The following is a 21279-nucleotide window of genomic DNA, read 5'->3' on the forward strand; positions in this document are numbered from 1 at the left end:
GCAACATTAGAGAGGAGCGACAGCGCCATTGCTCGGGGGAAACGTTTTCCTGCTGCCGCGTCACATGCCGAACAGACGGCGATCCCAGAACACTGGCTCGTGGAGACTTGCCGTGATCGAGGAGAATTCCGGATGCGCCGGATTGATCAGCACGTTGCGGTCGACGCGGGCGACGACGCTCGGCACCAGCAGGATAGCGCTGCGCTTCTCCTGGCACCAGCCTTCGCCGAAGTCCTTGCTGACGCTGGCCGGCATGCTGTCCCAGCCCGAGAGCGCGGGCTCGGAGAAAACCTCGTAGCTAACCCCGCGCGGTATGGTGATGGTGACATAATGCTGGTTGGGCGGCAGCCGCCCGCTGCCATGCACGAGCTTTTCAAGAAGCGCCGTCGAATAGTGTTCGCTCGTGTAAATGATCGGGCTACCTGCCGTATTCCACCGCCCCGGCGCGATGGTCGAGCCGGTCGCGTCGAAGATCGGATAGGTTCCGTCAGGATCTCCGATGCGGACAGATGTCAGCGTGCGATCCAGGCGTTGCGCGCTCACGCAGCACTGCCGTATTTCAGGCTTCCGAGGATATCGAGAACGAGTTCGCCGCCGATTTCGCTCTGGATAACGACGTCGATCGGCCGCCTGTCCTCCAGCATCGCATGGGGGCGGAACAGGAAATCTCGCGCCTCGATGTCGCTTTGCCAGACATCGAGCGCCAGCCCCCAGACGCGCGCGAGGCGAGCGAGCTTTATGCCCTCGTCGGAGGAAAGCCGATGCTTGGACTTGCGCCGCTCATAGGTGGCCTTCGGCACCAGTCGGTACTTGAACTGCGCATCGCTCGGGGCGAGAAGCAGCGCCATCCGGTCAAGCGCCTTGACCGGCAATCCCTCCTCGATGCTGGAAAGCAGCCCGAACGCCGAACGTGAGGCCGGCTCCCTGGCTGGCAAGCCGAGAACATCGGCAACGACTGCAAATCCGGTCATGACAATGGCTCCAATTCACTTGAGGGTATATTTAGTCTCAAATGAGCCAATGTTCAAGAGCCTGTCTGCATGCGCGTCATACCGCTATGTTGCAGAAAGACACGAACAGCGAAGGAGGTTGCCTATGTCACCGCGGGACGCCTGATCCAGCACTATCAAGACTTCTGCCTTTCCAAGGGCATTGATTTCACACGCATTGGATCCGTACGGCCGCATGACGATACAACGCTCTTCTGCAGCGCTGGAATGCAGCAGGACAAATCTCTCTTCTCCGATCCTTCCTACCGTAGAACTGTCGCAAACAGCCAGACTTGCCTGCGCATGGGCGACCTTGATGAGATCGGCGACGGGACCTCTTCTCCACTTCACCATGCTTGGCCTTTTTTCGCTTAGAGAAATGGCAGTCGGCGATGCCATCGACTTCTGGCTTGCGTTTCTGGGAACACTGGGCATCACGCCGGATCACGTAACGATCCATCCGGACCACCTGCTTGAATGGACGCCGTTCTATAGTGGCGCGTGCCCGTCGTTCCAGATTCGCAATGCATCTGGAGCGATGGCAGCATCACGGGATACTGCACCGCGTTCTACAAAGATGGGGTCGAGATCGGAAACATCGTCAATCCGCTCAGAATCTGCATAGACGTCGGCTTCGGCGGGGAACGTCTCGATATGATCGCCAACGGCACGCCGCAAAGCGATGCGCTGGAGACATCGTGCGAGACCGTCACGACAATCGTGGAAAGCGGCTATCGGCCGGGCAACAAGGAACAGGGATATGTTCTGCGGAAATTGCTCCGCCGCATCCATAAGATGGGCGGCACGCTCGACCATCCCTTCTTTAAGGACGAAGTCGAACGCCAGAAGCGGTTCCGCGTTAAATATCTGCGCCTTCGCGACCGCTATTCCGCCATGAGTGCGGATTGGTGGTTTGACACCCACGGCATCGATCTCGCCGCTATCCTGCCGCCGTGTCCGAAATCATGCGCGACACGGCATTCTTCCAACCGATGATCTTGGTCTGCCGCTCGCCTTCCTCCATCGAGGGATTGAAGCGGCGGTCGCAGGCCCAGGCCTGTGCAAACTCCCGCCTGCCGGGCCAGATGCCGGCCTTCGAGCCGGCGAGCCAGGCGGCTCCCAGCGCCGTCGTCTCGCGGATCGCCGAGCGGTCGACGGGATTTCCCGTGATGTCCGCCAGGCACTGCATCGTCCAGTCGGACGCGGCCATGCCGCCATCGACACGCAGGACGGTTTCCAACTGGTTGGCGCCCCAGTCCTTCTTCATCGCAACGAGCAGGTCGAGCGTCTGGTAGGCGACGGATTCAAGCACGGCGCGGGCGAATTCCGCCGGCCCGCTGTTGCGCGTCAGGCCGAAGATCGCGCCGCGCGCGGCTGGATCCCAATAGGGCGCGCCGAGGCCGGTGAAGGCCGGAACGATATAGACCTGCTGGCCGGGGTCCGCCTTGGTCGCAAGAACCCCTGCCTCGGAAGCCTGGCTGATGATGCCGAGGCCGTCGCGCAGCCATTGCACGGCCGCACCCGCAATGAAAATCGAGCCTTCGAGCGCATAAGTCGTTTCGCCGTCGAGCCGGCAGGCAATGGTCGTCAGCATCCGGTTGGAGGAGGAAACGCGATCCCGGCCGGTGTTCAGCAGAGCGAAGCAGCCGGTGCCATAGGTGGATTTCATCATGCCAGGATCAAAACAGGCATTGCCGACGGCCGCAGCCTGCTGATCGCCGGCGACACCGAGGATCGGAAGCGCGGCGCCGAACAGCGCCTCGTCGACCCGGCCGAAATCATCGGCGCATTCCCTGACCTCGGGCAGCATGGCGGAGGGAATGCCGAGAATGCCGAGAAGCTCCTCGTCCCATGCCCCGTCATCGATATTATAGAGCAGCGTTCGCGACGCATTGGTCGCATCGGTAGCGTGCACGCGACCATCAGTCAGCTTGTAGATCAGCCAGCTGTCGATCGTGCCGAAGCAGACCTCGCCCGCCTCCGCCTTTTCCCGCAGGCCATCGACATTGTCGAGCAGCCAGCGCAGCTTCGTGCCGGAGAAATAGGGATCGAGCAGCAGGCCTGTCTTGGCACTGAACAGCTTCTCATATCCGTCGGCCTTCAGGCTCTCGCACATTTCGGCCGTGCGCCTGTCCTGCCAGACAATAGCGCGGTGAAGCGGCGCGCCGGACTTGCGATCCCAGACGACTGCCGTCTCACGCTGATTGGTAATGCCGATCGCCGCGATCGCGGCGGCGTTCATGCCGGCATCGGCGATCGCGCTGCGCACCGTGACGACGACGGACTCCCAGATTTCGGCGGCGTCATGCTCCACCCATCCGGGCTGCGGATAATATTGGGTGATCTCCGCCTGCGCCGAGCCGGCCATTTTCATGCCGCCATCGAAGATGATGGCGCGTGAAGACGTCGTGCCCTGGTCGATCGAAAGAATATAGCCGCTCATACATCCATCTCCGGCTCGCACGAAACCGCTCAGCCTGCCGCTCAGCGGCAGGACGCCGGGTTTGATGAGAGAAAGATTGTGGGATGCCACCGGCTTGCTGCCGGTGGCAAGGAAGTGATGGCCGGAGGCCTCGTCGCCTCCGGCCGGGTCCGCCTTACTTCTTCTGCCAGCTCTTGACGAGCTCGTCGTAGTTGACGGTCAGCGGCTTTTCCTTCTCGTTCTCGATCTTCAGCTGCGGTGCCAGGTTGCCCTTCTTAACCGCATCCGCATTCCAATAAGCGAGATCATGCTCTTCGGCGAGTTTCGGACCGATATCGCCCTGGACCTTGGCGCGTTCCAGGCGCTGCAGCACCTTTTCCTGCTCGGAGCAAAGCGAGTCCATCGCTTCCTGCGCCGTCTTGGCGCCGGAAGAGGCGTCACCGATCGCCTGCCACCACAGCTGCGCGAGCTTCGGATAGTCAGGAACGTTCGTACCGGTCGGCGACCACTGCAGGCGGGCCGGCGAACGGTAGAATTCGATCAGGCCGCCGAGCTTCGGCGCGCGATCGGTGAAGGACTTATGATCGAGCGTCGACTGGCGGATGAAGGTGAGGCCCATGTGGCTCTTCTTCACGTCGACAGTCTTGGAAGTGACGAACTGGGCATAGAGCCAGGCCGCCTTGGCGCGATCGACGGGCGTGGACTTCATCAGCGTCCAGGAGCCGGCATCCTGATAGCCGAGCTTCATGCCGTCCTTCCAGTAGACGCCGTGCGGGCTTGGTGCGAAGCGCCATTTCGGTGTGCCGTCCGCATTGACGACCGGCAGGCCTTCCTTGACAAAGTCGGCCGTGAAGGCCGTGTAGGTGAACATCTGCTGGGCGACTTCACCTTGCGAGGGGACCGGTCCGGATTCGGAGAAGGTCATGCCCTGAGCGGCGGCCGGTGCATAGGCCTTCATCCAGTCCAGATACTTCTGGATGGAATAGACCGCTGCCGGGCCGTTGGTGTCGCCGCCGCGTGCGACGCACGAACCGACAGGACGGGAGTTCTCGTCGACCTTGATGCCCCATTCGTCGACCGGCTTGCCGTTCGGAATACCCTTGTCACCGTTGCCGGCCATCGAAAGCCAAGCGTCGGTGAAGCGCCAGCCGAGCGACGGGTCCTTCTTGCCGTAGTCCATGTGGCCATAGACCTTCTTGCCGTCGATCTCGCGGCCGGTGAAGAACTCGGCAATATCCTCATAAGCCGACCAGTTGACCGGCACGCCGAGATCGTAGCCGTACTTCGCCTTGAAGTCCGCCTTGTTCTTCTCGTCGTTGAACCAGTCGTAGCGGAACCAGTAAAGGTTAGCGAACTGCTGGTCCGGCAGCTGGTAAAGCTTGCCATCAGGCGCCGTCGTGAACGATTTGCCGATGAAGTCGTCGACGTCGAGACCAGGATTGGTGACATCCTTGCCTTCATTGGCCATCCAGTCGGTCAGCGAGCGGGCCTGCTGGTAGCGCCAATGGGTGCCGATCAGGTCCGAGTCGTTGATGTAGGCGTCGTAGATGTTTTCGCCCGACTGCATCTGCGTCTGCAGCTTTTCCACCACATCGCCTTCGCCGATCAGGTCATGGGTGATCTTGATGCCTGTGATCGCGGTGAAGGCCGGAGCCAGCACCTTCGATTCATATTCATGCGTGGTGATCGTTTCGGAAACGACCTTGATGTCCATGCCGGCGAAGGGCTTCGCGGCATCGACGAACCACTGCATTTCCTTTTCCTGGTCGGCGCGGGTAAGCGTCGAGAGATCACCGACTTCCTTGTCGAGGAACGTCTTGGCCTCGTCCATGCCGGCATAGGCCGATGCTGTCATCGCCAGCAGCAAGCCTGCTGTCGTCGTCAATAAGTGCCGTCGCATAATATCCTCCCAGGGTTTGCGATTGCAGTCACGTCTCAGGCGGCCAGTACCCCCGGCCATCTGTCTTCTCCCTGCCGTTACACGTAGCGGAACACGCCAATGGCGTAGACTACGGAAATAGCAAGAGCCCACCACAGGTTGGGCCCAGCGAGCCCAAGCCATGCAAGATGAATGAATGCTGCCCCAAGCAGCGAAATGAAAAGCCGGTCGCCGCGCGTCGTCTCGAACCGCAGCACGCCTGTGCGCGGCGTGCCGCCCGGCGAAAAATATTCCCAGACGCTCATGGCTATCAGCAGCGCCAGGATCGTCAGGAAGAACAGCGCCGTCGGCAGTGTCCAAGCCATCCAGGAAAAATTCATGGCCGTCTCCTCCTCAGACGCGGCCCAGGGCAAAGCCCTTGGCGATGTAATTGCGAACGAAATAGATGACGAGCGCGCCGGGAATGATGGTCAGCACGCCGGCTGCCGCCAGTACGCCCCAGTCCATGCCGGCCGCCGAAACCGTGCGTGTCATGATCGCCGAGATCGGCTTTGCCGCGGTCGTCGTCAGCGTGCGGGCCAGCAGCAGTTCGACCCAGGAGAACATGAAGCAGAAGAAGGCGGCGACACCGATCCCGCTCGCAATCAGCGGCATGAAGATCTTCACGAAGAAGCGCGGGAAGGAGTAGCCGTCGATATAGGCGGTTTCATCGATCTCCTTCGGCACGCCAGACATGAAGCCTTCGAGGATCCAGACTGCCAGTGGCACATTGAACAGGCAGTGGGCGAGCGCCACGGCGATGTGCGTGTCGATCAGGCCGAAGGCGGAATAGAGCTGGAAGAAGGGCAGTGCGAAGACGGCGGGCGGCGCCATCCGGTTGGTCAGCAGCCAGAAGAACAGGTGCTTGTCGCCGAGGAACCGGTAGCGCGAGAAGGCATAGGCCGCCGGCAGCGCCGCAAGCACCGAGATAACAGTGTTCATCACCACGTAGATGATGGAGTTGATATAACCGCTATACCAGGACGGATCGGTGAAGATGACGGCGTAGTTCCGGAGCGTCGGGTTTTGCGGCCACAGCGAGAAGGCGCCGGTGATCTCGGCATTCTCCTTGAAGCTCATGTTGATCAGCCAGTAGATCGGCAGGAGCAGAAAGACGATGTAGAGCGTCGTGACCACCCAGGAGAAATTTCCGGCGGGCTTGTATTTCATTGTCGCAGCCATGGATCTCTCCTTTCTCAGGCGTTGGCGTCGCTGCTGGTCATGACCGTGTAGAAGATCCATGACAGCAGCAGGATGATCAGGAAGTAGATGATCGACATCGCCGCGGCGGGGCCGAGATCGAACTGGCCGACGGCCATCTTCACGAGATCGATGGACAGGAAGGTCGTCGAGTTGCCGGGGCCGCCGCCGGTGACGACGAAGGGCTCGGTATAAATCATGAAACTGTCCATGAAGCGCAGGAGCACGGCGATCAGCAGCACCCGCTTCATCTTCGGAAGCTGGATGTAGCGGAATACGGACCAGCGCGAGGCGCCGTCGATCTTGGCGGCCTGATAATAGGCGTCGGGGATCGAGACGAGGCCGGCATAGCAGAGCAGCACGACGAGGCTCGTCCAGTGCCAGACATCCATGACGATGACGGTGACCCAGGCATCGACGGGATCGCGGACATAGTTGTAATCGAGGCCGAGCCCTTCGAGCGTATGGCCGAGGAGGCCGATATCGACACGTCCGAAGACCTGCCAGATAGTGCCGACGACATTCCACGGGATGAGCAGCGGCAGCGCCATCAGAACGAGGCAGACCGGAACGCCGATACCCTTCTTCGGCATGTTGAGCGCGATGAAGATGCCGAGCGGAATTTCCAGCGCCAGGATGATGAAGGAGAAGAGCAGGTTTCGCTCGAGCGCTTCCCAGAAGCGGTCGGAATGCAGCGTCTGGACGAACCAGTCGGTACCTGCCCAGAAGAACTCGTTGTTGCCGAACGTATCCTGGACCGAATAGTTGACCACGGTCATCAGTGGGATGGCGGCCGAGAAGGCCACGAGCAACAGCACCGGCAGGACCAGAAACCAGGCTTTGTTGTTCCACGTCTTCTGCATGGCTCAGGCCTCCCTGCCGACACGCCAGCTGTCGGCGTAAATGCTGATGGCGGACGGATCGAAGGTGACGCGAGCATCCGTGGGGATGTCCGTATCCTCCTGCACGACGATCGCAATCGGCTGGCCGGCGAAGCGAGCGCGCACGATCTTCTGTCGACCGATATCCTCGATCTTGGTGATGGTGATCGGCATGCCTTCCCGCCCGAGGCGGATGAATTCCGGGCGGATGCCGAGCTCGGTCTTGGAGCTACCTGCAGTCTTCGGCGCGTAATCGAGCGCCAGCACCTCGTCTCCGACCTTGACGGCGCTGCCGTCGATCTGCGCCGGCATGACGTTCATACCCGGCGAACCGATGAAATAGCCGACGAAGGTGTGGCTCGGCCGCTCGAAGAGTTCGGCGGGCGTGCCGATCTGAACGATCTGGCCGTCATACATGACGACGACCTTCTCGGCGAAAGTCAGCGCCTCGGTCTGGTCATGGGTGACGTAGACCATGGTGAAGCCGAACTGCTTGTGCAACCGTTTCAGCTGCGAGCGCAGCACCCATTTCATATGCGGATCGATAACGGTCAGCGGCTCGTCGAACAGAATGGCGTTGACGTCGTTGCGCACCAGGCCGCGGCCGAGAGAGATCTTCTGCTTCTGGTCGGCCGTCAGCCCCTGCGCCTTGCGCTTGGCCCAGCCGGCAAGGTCGATCATTTCGAGAATGTCGCGCACGCGCCGGTCGACATCGGCTTCCGCCACGCCGCGGTTGCGCAGGGGGAAGGCGAGATTGTCGTAAACGGTCATCGTGTCGTAGATGACAGGGAACTGGAAGACCTGCGCGATGTTGCGGCTCTGCGTCGAAAGATTCGTCACATCCTTGCCGTCGAAGAGGATGCGGCCATGCGAAGGCTGCAACAGACCGGAGATGATGTTGAGCAGCGTGGTCTTGCCACAGCCGGAAGGACCGAGCAGCGCATAGGCGCCGCCGTCGTTCCACTCGTGGTCGACTTCCTTCAGCGAATAATCATTCTCCGTCTGCGGATTGGCTCCGTAGGCGTGGCGGATATGGTCGAGCGTAATGCGTGCCATTGTGCTCTCCTATGCCTTTCCGGTCGTTGCGGCATCGCGGCCGGCCGAAGCGATGGCGCGGCCGTCGGCGCCGAAGGCCAAGAGGTGGCGCATGTCGAGGAAGGCCTCGATCTCCATGTCGGGATCGATGTCGTGAATCCCGTGCGCCAGCATTACCCAGCGCACGCCATCATATTCCAGGTGAACGAAGCTCTCCGAACCGGTGATCTCCGAAACCAGCGTGCGCGCCTGCAGGCAGGCCGCGTCACCCGTCTGCGGCTTGAAGCCGAGATGATGCGGGTGAAAAGCGACCGTCACCGGCCCGTCCGGCACGACGGCCAGATGCGGGGGAACCGGAAGGGCTGCCCCGCCCGGACGCGTAAAGGCATTGCCGGATTTGGTGACGTCGAGCGTGTTTAGCGGCGGGTCGGCGAAGATGCCGGCGGTAGCGAGGTCGGCAGGCCGGCGGTAAACATCGATCGTCTGCCCGAACTGGGTCACCCGGCCTTCGTTCAATGTCGCCGTGTTGCCGCCGAGCAGCAGCGCTTCGGACGGTTCGGTCGTGGCATAGACGAAGATCGCGCCGGATTGGGCGAAGATCTTCGGCAGCTCTTCACGCAATTCCTCACGCAGCTTGTAGTCGAGGTTGGCAAGCGGCTCGTCCATCAGCACGAGGCTGGCATTCTTGACGAGCGCGCGCGCCAGCGCAGTGCGCTGCTGCTGGCCACCGGACAGGTTGAGCGGCGTGCGATCAAGATAGGGCGTGAGCTTCAGAAGCTCGGCCGCCTTGCGCACTTCGCGGTCGATGGTGGCGGCATCCTTGCCCGATATGCGCATCGGCGAGGCAATGTTCTCGTATACGGTCAGCGCCGGATAATTGATGAACTGCTGGTAGACCATGGCGACATTGCGCTTCTGCACCGGCATGCCAGTGACATCAGCGCCGTCGAAACGGACGGAGCCGGCGGTCGGACGGTCGAGCCCGGCCATCAGCCGCATCAGCGACGTCTTGCCCGACAGCGTCGGCCCGAGCAGGACGTTCAGCGTGCCGCGCTCGAGGACCAGATCGGTCGGATAGATATGATAGTCCGCGCCCACCATCTTGGCGGCGTTTCGCAGTTCCAGCATTCCGATTCCCGTGCCTCCACGCAGCGGGGACCACACGCCACCTTATCCGGCCATCGCCGGTATGGCAGCCATGTACTCCTCCAGTGACTGAGCCTGTTCCTTCGAAAGGCGCAGACCATCCTTTGTTCTCCTCCACAGCACGTCTTCGGCGTGCCGGGCCCACTCATGTTCGACGAGGTATTTGACCTCGGCTTCGTAAAGATCGGCGCCGAACAGCTGCCCGAGGTCTTCAATGCCGCGGGCATCGCCGAGCAGCGTCTCGGCCCTGGTGCCGTAGCGGCGCACCAGCCGGCGCGCATGCGGATCGGCAAGGAAGGGGTAACGCCGCCTCAACTTGGCGACTTCGCCCTCATAACCCTGGACCGCGAAATTGCCGCCCGGCAGATGGCTCTTTGCCGTCCACGGGCTGCCCTTGACCCCGATCGCGGCACCGATTTTCTCCAGCGCATGCTCGGAAAGCCGGCGATAGGTGGTGAGCTTACCGCCGAAGACGTTGAGCAGCGGCGCAGCCCCGCCTTCGCCTTCCAGCTTCAGCACATAATCGCGTGTCGCCTCCTGCGCCTTCGAGGCGCCGTCATCATAAAGCGGCCTGACCGCCGAATAGGTCCAGACGATATCTTCCGGCCGCACCGGTTCCTTGAAATATTCCGAAGCCGCGTTGCAGAGGTAGACGGTCTCTTCCTCGGAGATCCGGACGTCCTTGGGATCGGCGGTGTAGTCGCGGTCGGTGGTGCCAATCAGGGTGAAATCGCCCTCATAGGGAATGGCGAAAATGATGCGGTTGTCAGGATTCTGGAAGAAATAGGCACGAGGGTCGTCGAACTTCTTCCTGACGACGATATGGCTACCCTGAACGAGACGAACGTGGTGGGCCTCGTTCTGGCCGAAGGCGGAACGGATGACATGATCGACCCAGGGACCGGCGGCATTGATCAGCATGCGGGCCTGATGGCTGTCATTGCGGCCAGTCACCGTATCGGTCGTTTCAATGTGCCAGAGACCATTCTCACGCCGCGCCGACACCACCTTCGTACGCGGCAGGATGGCCGCCCCTTTGTCGGCTGCGTCGCGGGCGTTCAACACGACCATGCGGGCATCATCGACCCAGCCGTCGGAATATTCAAACGCCCTCGTGAACAGCGCCTTCAGCGGCTTGCCGGCCGGGTCCTTGCGCATGTCGAGTACCGACGTCGCCGGCAGCAGCTTGCGGCCGCCGAGATGATCGTAAAGGAAGAGGCCGAGTCGGATCAGCCAGGCCGGGCGGATGCCGCCCTTGTGATAAGGCAATACGAAGCGCAGCGGCCAGATGATGTGCGGCGCCATCGCCCAGAGGATCTCGCGCTCCATCAGCGATTCTCGCACCAGCCGGAACTCGTAATGCTCGAGATAACGCAGGCCGCCATGAATCAGCTTGGTGGCGCCGGACGAGGTGCCGGAGGCAAAATCGTTCATCTCCGCCAGCGCGACGGAATAGCCGCGCCCGACGGCATCGCGCGCAATGCCGCAGCCGTTAATGCCGCCGCCAATGACGAATATGTCGTGTATCTCCCGGCCCAATTGCCCCTCCGAGCCCACTGCTGATTTCGCATCGCACAAAACTTGCGCGATTGCGAAAGTGATAACAGTTAAAACGAAAGGAATGCGAATGTCAAACGAATGTTTGTTCCATTCGCGTGACCTAGCGCGATCTGGTGCTCGTTTCGATCAGCTTCACATTGTTTTCGAGGCAGAGATTGCGGATGGACGGCACCGGACAGTGGTCGGTGATGAAGGTATGGACCTGGGAAAGCTGGCCGATCCGGACCGGCGCGGTGCGTTCGAATTTCGTCGAATCGGCAACGAGGATGACATGCCGGGCATTGGCGATAATCGCCTGCGCGACCTTCACTTCGCGAAAATCATAATCGAGGAGCGCGCCGTCAATATCGATTGCCGATGCGCCGATGACGGCATAATCGACCTTGAACTGCCGGATGAAGTCGACCGCCGCTTCGCCGACGATGCCGCCGTCCGAGCCGCGCACGACGCCGCCGGCGATCACCACCTCGATGGCCGGAAAGAGACGCAACCTGTTGGCAACGTTGATATTATTGGTGATCACCATCAGCTCGTGGTGATTGGCGAGCGCCTCGCCCACCGCTTCGGTCGTCGTGCCGATGTTGATGAAAAGCGAGGCTCCGCTCGGGATCAGCTCGACTGCCGCCATACCGATCGCCTGCTTCTCCGAAGCGGCGATCTGCCGCCGCGCCTCGTATTTGACGTTCTCCGTTCCGCTCGGAAATGTCGCGCCGCCATGAATGCGCGTCAGCACCTGCGCGTCGCAGAGATCGTTCAGATCCTTGCGGATTGTTTGCGGCGTCACCGAGAAGCGGGAGGCGAGCTCCTCGACCAGAACCCTGCCGCTCGATTTCGCAATCGCCACGATTTCAGTTTGTCGGTCGGTCAAGAACATCCGCGCCCCTTTCGCTCTGCTTTCGTTTTTAAAGAAAGCGAACGGCAGCGCAATGCCTATTTGTCAGTTGCCCGACTGCGGCACTCCGAACGTGGCGGCAGCGCGATTACGGTTATCGTTTCCGCATCACGTTGACCACGAGCACGCCAAGGATCGCCATGACGCCGCCGGCAGCACCCGGTGCGGTCGGCGTCTCACCCAGCCCGACGAACCCGATCAGCGTTGCGACAGGCGGGACGCCGTAGAGAAAATTCGAGGCGCGCGCAGCGGTCAGCCGCTTCAAGGCGATGGCCCAGGTAAGATAGCCGATCGCAGTCGGGAAGATGACGAGATAGGCAACGCCCCAATTGACCTCTGCCGGCGCCGCCGCCAGCGCGCGGATCGTCGCCGGGACGGCCGGAAAGAGTGGCACGGAGCCGATCAACAGGATCCAGGCGGTGACGGCAAGCGCCGGCAGGCGAGCGAGCAGCGGTTTCTGCAACACGCTGGCGATCGCCGAGCAGAGCGCCGCACCGAGGATCAGCACAGCGTTCGGATCGAGCGTGAAGCCGCCGTCGGAGGCGACGGCGATCAGCGCCACGCCGCCGAAGGAAACCGCGGTGCCAACCCAGCCCCAGCGGCCGAAACGCTCGCCGAGCGCGAATGTGGCAATCAGGGCGGTGAAGACGGGCATGGTATTAATGATGAAGCTCGCCGGCCCCGCCGCCACGGTCTGCTCGCCGGTGTTCAGGAGAACCGCATAGGCGGCGATGAAGAGGACGGCAGCGACCGAGAGGCGGACGAATTCACGCTTTTCCGGCATCGGCCGGTAGATGGCGAGATAGACAAGGGCGAGGACGCCTGCCGCCACATAACGCGCCGTTGCCAGTTCGATCGGCGTCAGCGGCCCGAGACAGATACGGATCACCACGAAGGAAGAGGCCCAGAAGAGAATGGTGACGACAATCGCCGCAAAGGCGATCAGATCGAAGCCGCCTTGCTGTTTTGCCGAAACCGGTGCGCTTGCCGCCATGCTCATGTTCGCCTCCATCTGTGCGTGCGACAACGAATTAGGGCTTCGATACATGCTTGAAAAGCACCGCAATCGATGATCAAATGTGCGCATGGTTCACAGCTCGCCAGTGCTCCCACCGCTCGATACGCTCGAGACCTTTGCCCGCGCCGCTCGGCTCGGATCGTTTTCGGCCGCGGCCGAGGAAAGCGGGATCACCCATGGCGCCGTATCGCGGCAGGTCTCGCGGCTCGAGCGCTGGATGGGCGTGCGGCTCTTCGCGCGTGAAGCTCGCGGTGTGCGCCTCACCCCGGAGGGCATGCGGTTCTTCGCACGTGCCGAGGAAGCTCTTTCCCTGCTCGGGAACACCGGCGAGCGCTGGCTGCCACGGCCGAACAAGGCGGTGGTGCGCCTTTCCGTTACTCCGTCCGTCGCCTCTCTATGGTTGTTTCCGCGCCTGGCAAAGCTCGAAGGAAATGAGCTGCATGTCGAATTGACGCTCGAACACCGCCTGGCGGACTTCGGCGAAGGCACGGACCTTGCCGTCCGCTGCGGCAAGGGACCATGGGCGGGCGTGCGCGCCCTGCCGCTGTGGCAGGAGAAATCTTTTCCGATCGCCTCACCGACAATGGCAGCACGACTCGGGCAACGCTCGGATGCGCTTTCGCTGCTCGATCTGCCGATTCTTCACGACTCCAATATCGAGGGCTGGCGGCGCTGGCTAGCGCGTGAGGGCGTCGACTATACGCCGCGTGGCCAGGACCGACGCTTCGAAGATTACAATCTGGTGGTCGATGCCTGCGCGCAAGGGCTCGGCATTGCGCTTGCGCGGCCGCCGTTGTCGGATGCTGCGCTTGCCGCCGGGCGCGTCGTCGCAGTGTCACAGCGCACCCTCGATTCCCATGTCGCTTTTCACCTGATCCGGCCGGACGATGCATTGAGAAGTCCTGCCATCGAATTCGCCAGCCGCTTCCTACGCGAAGCCGGCCATGACGAGACGGCGATCAACGCCTTTATCGCGCCCGGCAAGCCGAAAGCGTAAACAGAAAACGCGCCGCCGCGCACATGCCTCAGCCGTGTGTAGGCGCTTCGGCTATGCGGCTCACTCCACAGGAAACTTCAGGCGCATTTCCTTCGCCAGCTCGAAGCCGGCGCTGCGATAGACTGGCTCCCCCACATCCGAGGCATGAATGACGGCAGTCGTGCAGCCGATGGATTTCAGATAATCAACGGCCCTGTTCGTCAGCGCCAAAGCAATGCCGCGCCGGCGGAAAGCCTCGGCGACATAGACGGACCAGATATAACCGTGCAACCGCTGCTCCGACCGAATGACTTCCGGAAACGGCGATTGGTGCAGCTGACAAGATACGGAACCGGCGATTCCATCGTCCACAACGGCCAGGAACGAGGCGAGGCGTCGCTCCTGGCGACCGCTTCTCAAAAACGCCAATATCCGCGCCGCCGCATCCGGCCTGTAATGTTCCGGCGGCGTGCCATAGCTGTCCCAGATTTTCAGATAGTGGCCGACCAGGATCTCATCCTCGCCCGGCGTTGCAATTCGGATATCCATCGTTTCGTCGCCAGCAAGCCAACCCAATAATCTCGTGACGCCCCCGCCCCGTCGCGGCAGGGGGCGACAAAACCCGTCAATCCGCCGGTGTCAGTGTCATCGACGCGCTGCCGGCCGCGACATTCAGGCCGAGCTGGCCCGTCAGGCTGACCGTCTGCAGATGGATTGAACCGGAGGTGCCACCGACCAGGAGGTTGGCGCCGACGCCGGCACCAACCGTCGCCTCTGCGCTGGCGCCGACATAAAGTCCGGCGAGCGACCCACGATGATAACCAGCCGTCGGCGCAAACACCGCCCAGATCAAGCGACTGCGCGTGGTGAAGCCGAGGTCGATGCCAAGCTTTCGGATTTCGCCGGTGTAGTGATCGAAAAGCTCATTGCCGACAATTGACTGAAAGACGCAATCGGCTTCCTTGGACGAACCGAGCACATATCCCGTGCCGCCGCCGATATCGCAAGTGAGATAACCGATCTTCACGCCATTGCGCAGGTCCGGCTCTTCATATGTTCTGGTGACAGGGTCGGCGGCATTGGCCGCCCCCGCGCCAAAAAACGTCAACGATACCGCGGCAAACGCCGCCGCAAGAGTTGTTTTCATAAGTCTCTCCTTCTCAAATCGTGACGGGAACACCCGGCTGGCGGCACCGGATATCGGAGGGGACTGCAGAGCAATCCCGGACGGCGCCGTTTTCGCGTCGCGTGTCAAAGCGCGTGGGAAGGCGCAAGCGACAGCCCCACGGTTCAGCCCCATTGGGACATTTCGAAGGCACATGCGACCAGCATGCGGTCTTTCACGATCTTGTTAGGGATGGTTGCACGAAAAGCACATTCGCTCGAAGCGAGTTTCACCGACCACTGCGGGACCATCAAGGAAAGCAAAACCCGGCGATAATTATCACCGGGCTTTTATACTTGAACCATCTTCACTATACTCTGCGCATGAAGCGCATGACAAGCGAGACGACGAACAACACCAGGAAAATGAAGAACAGAACCTGGGCAATGGAAGCTGAAGCCCCTGCAATGCCGCCAAATCCGAGGACGCCGGCAATCAAGGCCACAACGAGAAACACCAGAGCGTAGTAAAGCATCGCAATCTCCTTTTACGTTGCTGCGGAGATAACGGCGGCCGTCCGGTTTGGTTCCCTCACTCTCATGGCCGGCCGATGGAACGTCGCATCGGCGGCTTTCAGCCGAAATGAAAGACGCCGCTGTACATCCGGTCGCCCTCGGTCGGTTCGGGAGGTTCGGCCGCATCGAGGTAAGTTTTGAGCGGCCCGGTCAGCACGAACCAGACACTTGCCCCGAGCATGAAACAGGCGCCCACCGGATCATCGATGCGGGCGATGAACGGAAGGCAGGCGGATGAAAACAGCACGATGATCCGCACCGACCATTCCGCCTCCCGTTTGGCGACGGCGCGCGCCCTTGACGATTTGTATTCCCGGGCGCCATAGGCGCTTCCCCCTGCCTTGACCGCCGAAAGCAACTTCTTGGCTGAAGGCAGGGCCAGCATGATCAGCGCGGCAATGCTGAGCGCGAAAGGCTTGCCCGTCATGACCTGTCCGCTCGCGATAAGGAGAAAGGATAGCACGACAAGGTTCCACGTCGGCTCCAGCAGCTCCGGCGACTGCCGTGTACGAATGTGCCACTGCCGCAGCAAGCCTGCCGCGCCGTTCAATAACGGCTGATCGATATGACGATTGATCCAGTCCATGCTGATGTGCCCGCCCCGATTGTTTGAAGAAGGCCCGAACACCATGGAAATGGGTCATCATCGTGGCAGAGCGCCGGCAATGTCGGCCGGCGCTCTTCTTCGTTCACATAAACGGCTTTCACAACCGCCGATAAAGCGCCGGCCGTCCAACAATATGCGGACGCGCTCTGCTGGTCGTTTCGATTTCAATGGTTTCGCCGTGCCGCCGGAAAAATAGCCGTCAGCTGCGCAGGCCAGGCGCCTCATGACCCGTGCGCGCCACATATTCCGTATAGCCGCCGCCATATTGATGGACGCCCTCCGGGGTCAGTTCCAGCACGCGGTTGGAGAGCGCAGCTAGGAAATGCCGGTCGTGGGATACGAAGAGCATGGTGCCCTCATATTGCGCGAGCGCCTTGATCAGCATTTCCTTGGTGTCGAGGTCGAGATGGTTGGTCGGCTCGTCGAGCACGAGCAGGTTCGGCGGGTCGAACAGCATCATAGCCATGACCAGCCGGGCCTTCTCGCCGCCCGACAGCACCCGGCACCTTTTCTCGACATCGTCACCGGAAAAGCCGAAACATCCGGCGAGCGCGCGCAAAGGCCCCTGCCCTGCCTGGGGAAAGCGATCTTCCAGCGATTGGAAGATCGTGCGCTCGCCATCGAGAATATCCATCGCATGCTGGGCGAAATAGCCCAACTTGACGCTGGCGCCGAGAGCGACACTGCCTTCGTCGGGCGTCGTGGTGCCCGTCACCAGCTTCAGCAACGTCGATTTGCCGGCGCCGTTGATGCCCATGATGCACCAGCGTTCTCGCCGCCGTACCATGAAATCCAGCCCCTCATAGATGCTTCGGCTGCCATATTTCTTATGGACGTTCTTCAAGCTGATCACGTCCTCGCCGGAGCGCGGCGCTGGCTGGAATTCGAACGCGACCGACTGACGGCGCTTGGGCGGCTCCACCCGGTCGATCTTCTCCAGCTTCTTCACGCGGCTCTGCACCTGCGAAGCATGCGAAGCGCGCGCCTTGAACCGCTCGATGAACTTGATTTCCTTGGCGAGCATCGCCTGCTGGCGCTCGAACTGGGCCTGCTGCTGCTTTTCGTTCTGCGCCCGCTGCTGCTCGTAAAATTCATAGTCGCCGGAATAGGAGGTCAGCGAGCCGGCGTCGATCTCGAGGATCTTGTTGACGATGCGGTTCATGAACTCGCGGTCGTGCGAGGTCATCAGCAGCGCCCCCTCATAACCCTTCAGGAACTCTTCGAGCCAGATCAGGCTTTCGAGATCCAGGTGGTTGCTCGGTTCGTCCAGCAGCATGACGTCGGGACGCATCAGCAGGATGCGGGCAAGCGCCACGCGCATCTTCCAGCCGCCCGACAGCGCACCGACGTCGCCGTCCATCATCTCCTGGCTGAAACTCAGGCCCGCAAGCACTTCGCGGGCGCGCCCGTCGAGCGCATAACCGTCCAGCTCCTCGTAACGCGCCTGCACCTCGCCGTAGCGCTCGATGATCTCCTCCATGTCGCCGGCCCTCTCGGGGTCGACCATGGCCGCCTCCAGCTCCCGCAGTTCAGCGGCAACGATGCTGACCGGCCCGGCGCCGTTCATCACTTCGGCGACGGCGCTGTGGCCTGACATTTCGCCGACGTCCTGGTCGAAATAGCCGATGGTGACGCCCTTCTCGCAGGAGACCTGTCCCTCGTCGGGCTGCTCTTCACCGTTGATCATCCGGAAGATCGTCGTCTTGCCGGCGCCGTTCGGGCCGACGAGGCCGATCTTCTCGCCTTTGTTAAGAGCGGCCGACGCCTCAATGAAGAGGATCCGGTGGCTGAGCTGCTTGCTGATATTCTCGATACGAATCACGGTCTGCTATGGGCCTGAAAGAAAGTTACGGCGCCCTTACCACGCCGGGAAATGGCGGGAAAGGTCCGTTCCCCTGCCCTCTCGATCTCAAAGACCGGATTGGATAAGGTTGTCGCCTACGCTGATAAGGAATCCGTGCCCATGAGCGTTCGGCCCCCGCAGTCTTTCAGACAATCCCAGGAGGATAGGAACGGCCTCAGCGTCCTCGAATACGAGCTGATGTCGGAGCGCGCCGACTCACTCGGGCGTCACGGGCTGAAGGTGGAGGCGGCCCTCGCCGCCTTGAAAGCCTGGACCGGCGAACGCCAAAGTGCGGAGCGCGAGAGACTTCTCAATGACGCCTCCGACGCGGTCTGGGCATTCTTCATCCAGCGTGAAATCTGCGGAATGAAAAATAACCGCGACGCCATTCAGCGCTACGGAATTCCGAACGAAGTGATCGCAAGGTTGGGCGCGATACGGAAGTAACGAATGAGCGCCAGCTTGCGTGTGATTACCACCCTCACCGATTGAGTCGAAACTAACGGTGCGGAAATGAGATGACTTGGTACCAACCTACGAAAGGGAAATTGCGATGCCAGCCTCAATCCGGATCGGCAATCAGGACCTCACTGTCGATGTCTCCTCCCTCGGCGCCGAGATGCAGGCACTTAAATCAAGCGACGGACGCTCGTGGCTATGGACGGGCGACGCCGCCTTCTGGACCGGGCGTTCGCCGATCCTGTTTCCGATCGTCGGCAAGGCCCCGGACGACAAGATCGCAATCGACGGCACGATCTATCCGATGGCCCAGCATGGTTTTGCCCGCCGCAGCGAGTTTTCCCTCGCGGCATCCGCGGCAACGATGTGTCGGTACGAGCTTGCCGCCTCGGAGAGTACCCGGGCGGTCTATCCGTTCGAATTCCTGCTGGCCGTGGAGCATGCGGTGGAAGGCCGGGCGCTGACGGTCAGCGCCGAGGTGACCAACCGCGACCGGAAGACGATGCCCTTCGGGCTTGGATTCCACTCCGCCTTCGCCTGGCCGCTGCCCGGCGCTACCGGACGCGCCCACATCATCACGCTCGACAATCAGGGCGAGCCGGAACTCGTGCGGCTGGCGGGCGGCCTTATCAATCCCCCAGCGCTGCCTTCGCCGTTTCATGCCGGACGTCTGGTTCTGAATCACGCGCTGTTCGAGCAGGATGCGATGATCTTCCCCAAGGGTGCGGGCGAAGGGCTGCGCTACGGGGCCGAAGGCGGGCCAATCCTGCGGTTCCGCTTCGAAAACCTGCCCAACCTCGCTCTCTGGACCAAGCCGGGCGCGCCCTTCCTTTGCGTCGAGCCATGGCATGGCACGGCTGCGCAAGCCGGAGCATCGAGCCAGTTGTCGAAGCGGCCCTCGACGACGCTGCTTGCACCGGGCGCCGTTGCGCGTTTCGCCTTCACGGTCGAGATCGGCCATTAGCGTTCACGTGTGAAGCCCCCCTTCGCATGACGGCAAAGGAGGGCTTTCCCTACGGAGGATCTTCCTGCGGCGTCCGCCGGGTTTCAATGGGCGCCCGCACCGGCGCCGGCCTGAGGCTTTTTGGTGAGGAGCAGGGCAAATGCCGCCACTGCAAGCACCACGCCGATGATAGCGAAAGTATCGCTGAAGCCCAAGATCAATGCCTGGCGCTTGACGATCTGACCCATCGCAACGACCGCCTTTTGCGATGCAACAGCCGGATCGGTGACGCCGTGCTGGATGAAGTAGCCGGTAAGCTTGCCCAGGCGATCGCGAACTTCGTCACGGCTCAGCGTAATCGACTGGCCGATGATATTGGAATGGAACTGTTCGCGCTTCGTCAGGATGGTGCCGAGAGAGGCGGTGCCGACCGCGCCGCCAAGATTGCGCAGCATGTTGGTCAGGCCAGAGGCGGCGGCGGCATCTGATGGAGCAATGCCGGCCGTCGTAATGGCTGTGATCGGGGTCAGCACCAGGGCCTGGCCAACGGCACGGACAATATTCGGGATCCAGAACTGGTCGCCGGCATTGTCAGCCGAAAGCATGATGTTCATGAAGCAGCTGATCGCGAAGATCGAGATACCGAGGAAGCCGATATAGCGGGCGTCGAAACGCTTCATGAGAACAGGCACCAGCGGAATGAGCAACAGCTGCGGCAGGCCGGTCCAGGCGAGTACGTTGCCGATCTGCTCGGCATTATAACGCTGCACCTGGCCGAGATATTGCGGCAGGATATAGACTGTGCCAAAGAGCGCGACGCCGACCAGGACGTTGACCAGCACGCCGATGCCGAAATTGCGCTGAGTGAGCAGCCGCAGCTTTACCAGCGGCTTCTTGACCGTCAGCTCGATCCAGATGAAGACAGCGAGAAAGACGAAGGCGACAAGGCTGAGCTTGACGATGAAGGGCGAAGAGAACCAGTCTTCCTTGTTGCCTTCCTCCAGCACGGTCTGCAGCGCCGAGAGGCCGACGGCCATGGTGAAGATGCCGGCCCAGTCGCCTTCCCTCAGAAGGTGGAGCTGCATCGGCTGCTTTTCCAGCGTCAGGGCGAGAGCGGCCGCCATAATGAGGCTCGGGATCGTGTTGATGAAGAAGATCGTCTGCCAGCCATAATTCTCCGTCAGGTAGCCGCCGATCGTCGGGCCGATGGCCGGGGCGAAAGTGACCGACAGCGCGAAGATCGCGAGCCCCAGCGGCTGCTGGGTCTTCGGCAATTTGGTTAGCACCATGGTGAAGGCCATGGGGATCAGTACGCCACCGGCAAAGCCCTGCAGGCCGCGCAGCAGGATCATCGTGCCGAGATCATGCGCGAAGGCACAAGCCATCGAAAATAGCGGAAAGAGAATGGAATTGACGAGGATATAGCGGCGGAACGAGAAGACATTGCTGAAATAGGCCGTCAGCGGAATGACGACGATCTCCCCAATCAGGTAGGAGGTCGATATCCATGCGCCGTTGTCGACGCCCGTTCCGATGCCGCCCTCGATGTCGAGGAGGGAGGCATTGGTGATCTGGATGTTGAGGATCGCCATGAAGGCGCCGATCATGCCGGCGAGAACGGCGATCCATTCCTTGGTGCCGGCGCCCGGCTGCGATATGGGGGCGGCTGTTGCTGCGGTAGTGGACATGACGCGATCTCCTAATCCCCGC

Annotated in this window: 21 protein-coding genes and 1 pseudogene; 4 read left to right on the forward strand and 18 right to left on the reverse strand. The window is 61.4% G+C overall.

The window, feature by feature from the left end; genetic code table 11:
* Nucleotides 1-60: 60 nt before the first annotated feature.
* Nucleotides 61-543 carry an RES family NAD+ phosphorylase gene (locus HJC00_RS22955; protein WP_210633704.1) on the reverse strand — a complete coding sequence of 161 codons (483 nt, stop codon included), beginning with the start codon at nt 541-543 and terminating at the stop codon, nt 61-63.
* On the reverse strand, nt 540-971 hold the full coding sequence (locus HJC00_RS22960) for an antitoxin Xre-like helix-turn-helix domain-containing protein (protein WP_221156024.1): 432 nt from the start codon (nt 969-971) through the stop codon (nt 540-542). The genes HJC00_RS22955 and HJC00_RS22960 overlap by 4 nt, the downstream gene beginning before the upstream one ends.
* Before the next feature lie 69 nt (nt 972-1040).
* On the opposite strand from HJC00_RS22960, the pseudogene HJC00_RS32730 reads away from it, so the two are divergent.
* Nucleotides 1041-1985 (forward strand): annotated as a pseudogene (locus HJC00_RS32730) (alanine--tRNA ligase-related protein).
* Here HJC00_RS32730 and glpK read toward each other — a convergent pair.
* From glpK to HJC00_RS23015, 10 genes are all read right to left on the reverse strand, one after another.
* Nucleotides 1930-3432, reverse strand: coding sequence for a glycerol kinase GlpK (gene glpK / locus HJC00_RS22970; RefSeq protein WP_221164648.1), 1503 nt, complete (start codon nt 3430-3432; stop codon nt 1930-1932). The pseudogene HJC00_RS32730 and the gene glpK overlap by 56 nt on opposite strands.
* Before the next feature lie 154 nt (nt 3433-3586).
* The gene (locus HJC00_RS22975; RefSeq protein WP_210633699.1) at nt 3587-5311 is read right to left on the reverse strand and encodes an ABC transporter substrate-binding protein; all 1725 of its coding nucleotides are present in this window, start codon (nt 5309-5311) and stop codon (nt 3587-3589) included.
* Nucleotides 5312-5388: 77 nt separating this feature from the next.
* Nucleotides 5389-5670, reverse strand: coding sequence for a DUF2160 domain-containing protein (locus tag HJC00_RS22980; RefSeq protein ID WP_064806467.1), 282 nt, complete (start codon nt 5668-5670; stop codon nt 5389-5391).
* Between the two features lie 13 nt (nt 5671-5683).
* Nucleotides 5684-6511 (reverse strand): carbohydrate ABC transporter permease, encoded by an 828-nt coding sequence (locus tag HJC00_RS22985; protein WP_210633698.1) that lies wholly within the window; start codon nt 6509-6511, stop codon nt 5684-5686.
* A gap of 14 nt (nt 6512-6525) precedes the next feature.
* On the reverse strand, nt 6526-7392 hold the full coding sequence (locus HJC00_RS22990) for a carbohydrate ABC transporter permease (protein WP_210633696.1): 867 nt from the start codon (nt 7390-7392) through the stop codon (nt 6526-6528).
* A gap of 3 nt (nt 7393-7395) precedes the next feature.
* Nucleotides 7396-8466: an ABC transporter ATP-binding protein gene (locus HJC00_RS22995; protein WP_210633694.1), complete on the reverse strand. Its 1071-nt coding sequence runs from the start codon at nt 8464-8466 to the stop codon at nt 7396-7398.
* 9 nt (nt 8467-8475) lie between these two features.
* Nucleotides 8476-9573, reverse strand: coding sequence for an ABC transporter ATP-binding protein (locus tag HJC00_RS23000; RefSeq protein ID WP_210633692.1), 1098 nt, complete (start codon nt 9571-9573; stop codon nt 8476-8478).
* Nucleotides 9574-9615: 42 nt separating this feature from the next.
* On the reverse strand, nt 9616-11130 hold the full coding sequence (gene glpD, locus HJC00_RS23005) for a glycerol-3-phosphate dehydrogenase (RefSeq protein WP_221164649.1): 1515 nt from the start codon (nt 11128-11130) through the stop codon (nt 9616-9618).
* Nucleotides 11131-11251: 121 nt separating this feature from the next.
* On the reverse strand, nt 11252-12025 hold the full coding sequence (locus HJC00_RS23010) for a DeoR/GlpR family DNA-binding transcription regulator (RefSeq protein ID WP_085781425.1): 774 nt from the start codon (nt 12023-12025) through the stop codon (nt 11252-11254).
* Between the two features lie 112 nt (nt 12026-12137).
* Complete coding sequence (locus HJC00_RS23015; protein ID WP_221164685.1) at nt 12138-13055, reverse strand: DMT family transporter; 918 nt, start codon at nt 13053-13055, stop codon at nt 12138-12140.
* A 73-nt stretch (nt 13056-13128) separates the two neighbouring features.
* Between HJC00_RS23015 and HJC00_RS23020 the strand changes: the two genes are divergently transcribed.
* Complete coding sequence (locus HJC00_RS23020) at nt 13129-14058, forward strand: LysR substrate-binding domain-containing protein (RefSeq protein ID WP_210633690.1); 930 nt, start codon at nt 13129-13131, stop codon at nt 14056-14058.
* Between the two features lie 60 nt (nt 14059-14118).
* Here the strand turns inward: HJC00_RS23020 and HJC00_RS23025 are convergent, their stop codons facing one another.
* The 5 genes from HJC00_RS23025 to HJC00_RS23045 form a co-directional block, all read right to left on the reverse strand.
* Nucleotides 14119-14586 carry a GNAT family N-acetyltransferase gene (locus HJC00_RS23025; RefSeq protein WP_221164650.1) on the reverse strand — a complete coding sequence of 156 codons (468 nt, stop codon included), beginning with the start codon at nt 14584-14586 and terminating at the stop codon, nt 14119-14121.
* 76 nt (nt 14587-14662) lie between these two features.
* Nucleotides 14663-15184, reverse strand: coding sequence for a DUF992 domain-containing protein (locus tag HJC00_RS23030; RefSeq protein ID WP_210633686.1), 522 nt, complete (start codon nt 15182-15184; stop codon nt 14663-14665).
* A 328-nt stretch (nt 15185-15512) separates the two neighbouring features.
* Nucleotides 15513-15677 carry a DUF1328 domain-containing protein gene (locus HJC00_RS23035; protein WP_003571841.1) on the reverse strand — a complete coding sequence of 55 codons (165 nt, stop codon included), beginning with the start codon at nt 15675-15677 and terminating at the stop codon, nt 15513-15515.
* Between the two features lie 98 nt (nt 15678-15775).
* On the reverse strand, nt 15776-16303 hold the full coding sequence (locus HJC00_RS23040; protein WP_085781420.1) for a hypothetical protein: 528 nt from the start codon (nt 16301-16303) through the stop codon (nt 15776-15778).
* Between the two features lie 220 nt (nt 16304-16523).
* A complete protein-coding gene (locus HJC00_RS23045) occupies nt 16524-18146 on the reverse strand; it encodes an ABC-F family ATP-binding cassette domain-containing protein (protein ID WP_221147544.1) in 1623 nt (540 codons plus the stop codon).
* Between the two features lie 141 nt (nt 18147-18287).
* Between HJC00_RS23045 and HJC00_RS23050 the strand changes: the two genes are divergently transcribed.
* Nucleotides 18288-18614 (forward strand): DUF6665 family protein, encoded by a 327-nt coding sequence (locus tag HJC00_RS23050; protein ID WP_210633683.1) that lies wholly within the window; start codon nt 18288-18290, stop codon nt 18612-18614.
* Between the two features lie 106 nt (nt 18615-18720).
* On the forward strand, nt 18721-19590 hold the full coding sequence (locus tag HJC00_RS23055; protein ID WP_221164651.1) for an aldose 1-epimerase family protein: 870 nt from the start codon (nt 18721-18723) through the stop codon (nt 19588-19590).
* Nucleotides 19591-19673: 83 nt separating this feature from the next.
* Here HJC00_RS23055 and HJC00_RS23060 read toward each other — a convergent pair whose 3' ends face one another.
* Nucleotides 19674-21257 (reverse strand): DHA2 family efflux MFS transporter permease subunit, encoded by a 1584-nt coding sequence (locus HJC00_RS23060; protein ID WP_210633680.1) that lies wholly within the window; start codon nt 21255-21257, stop codon nt 19674-19676.
* Between the last annotated feature and the right edge of the window lie 22 nt (nt 21258-21279).

This window comes from Rhizobium sp. NLR22b, from assembly GCF_019685295.1.
GTDB lineage: Bacteria > Pseudomonadota > Alphaproteobacteria > Rhizobiales > Rhizobiaceae > Rhizobium.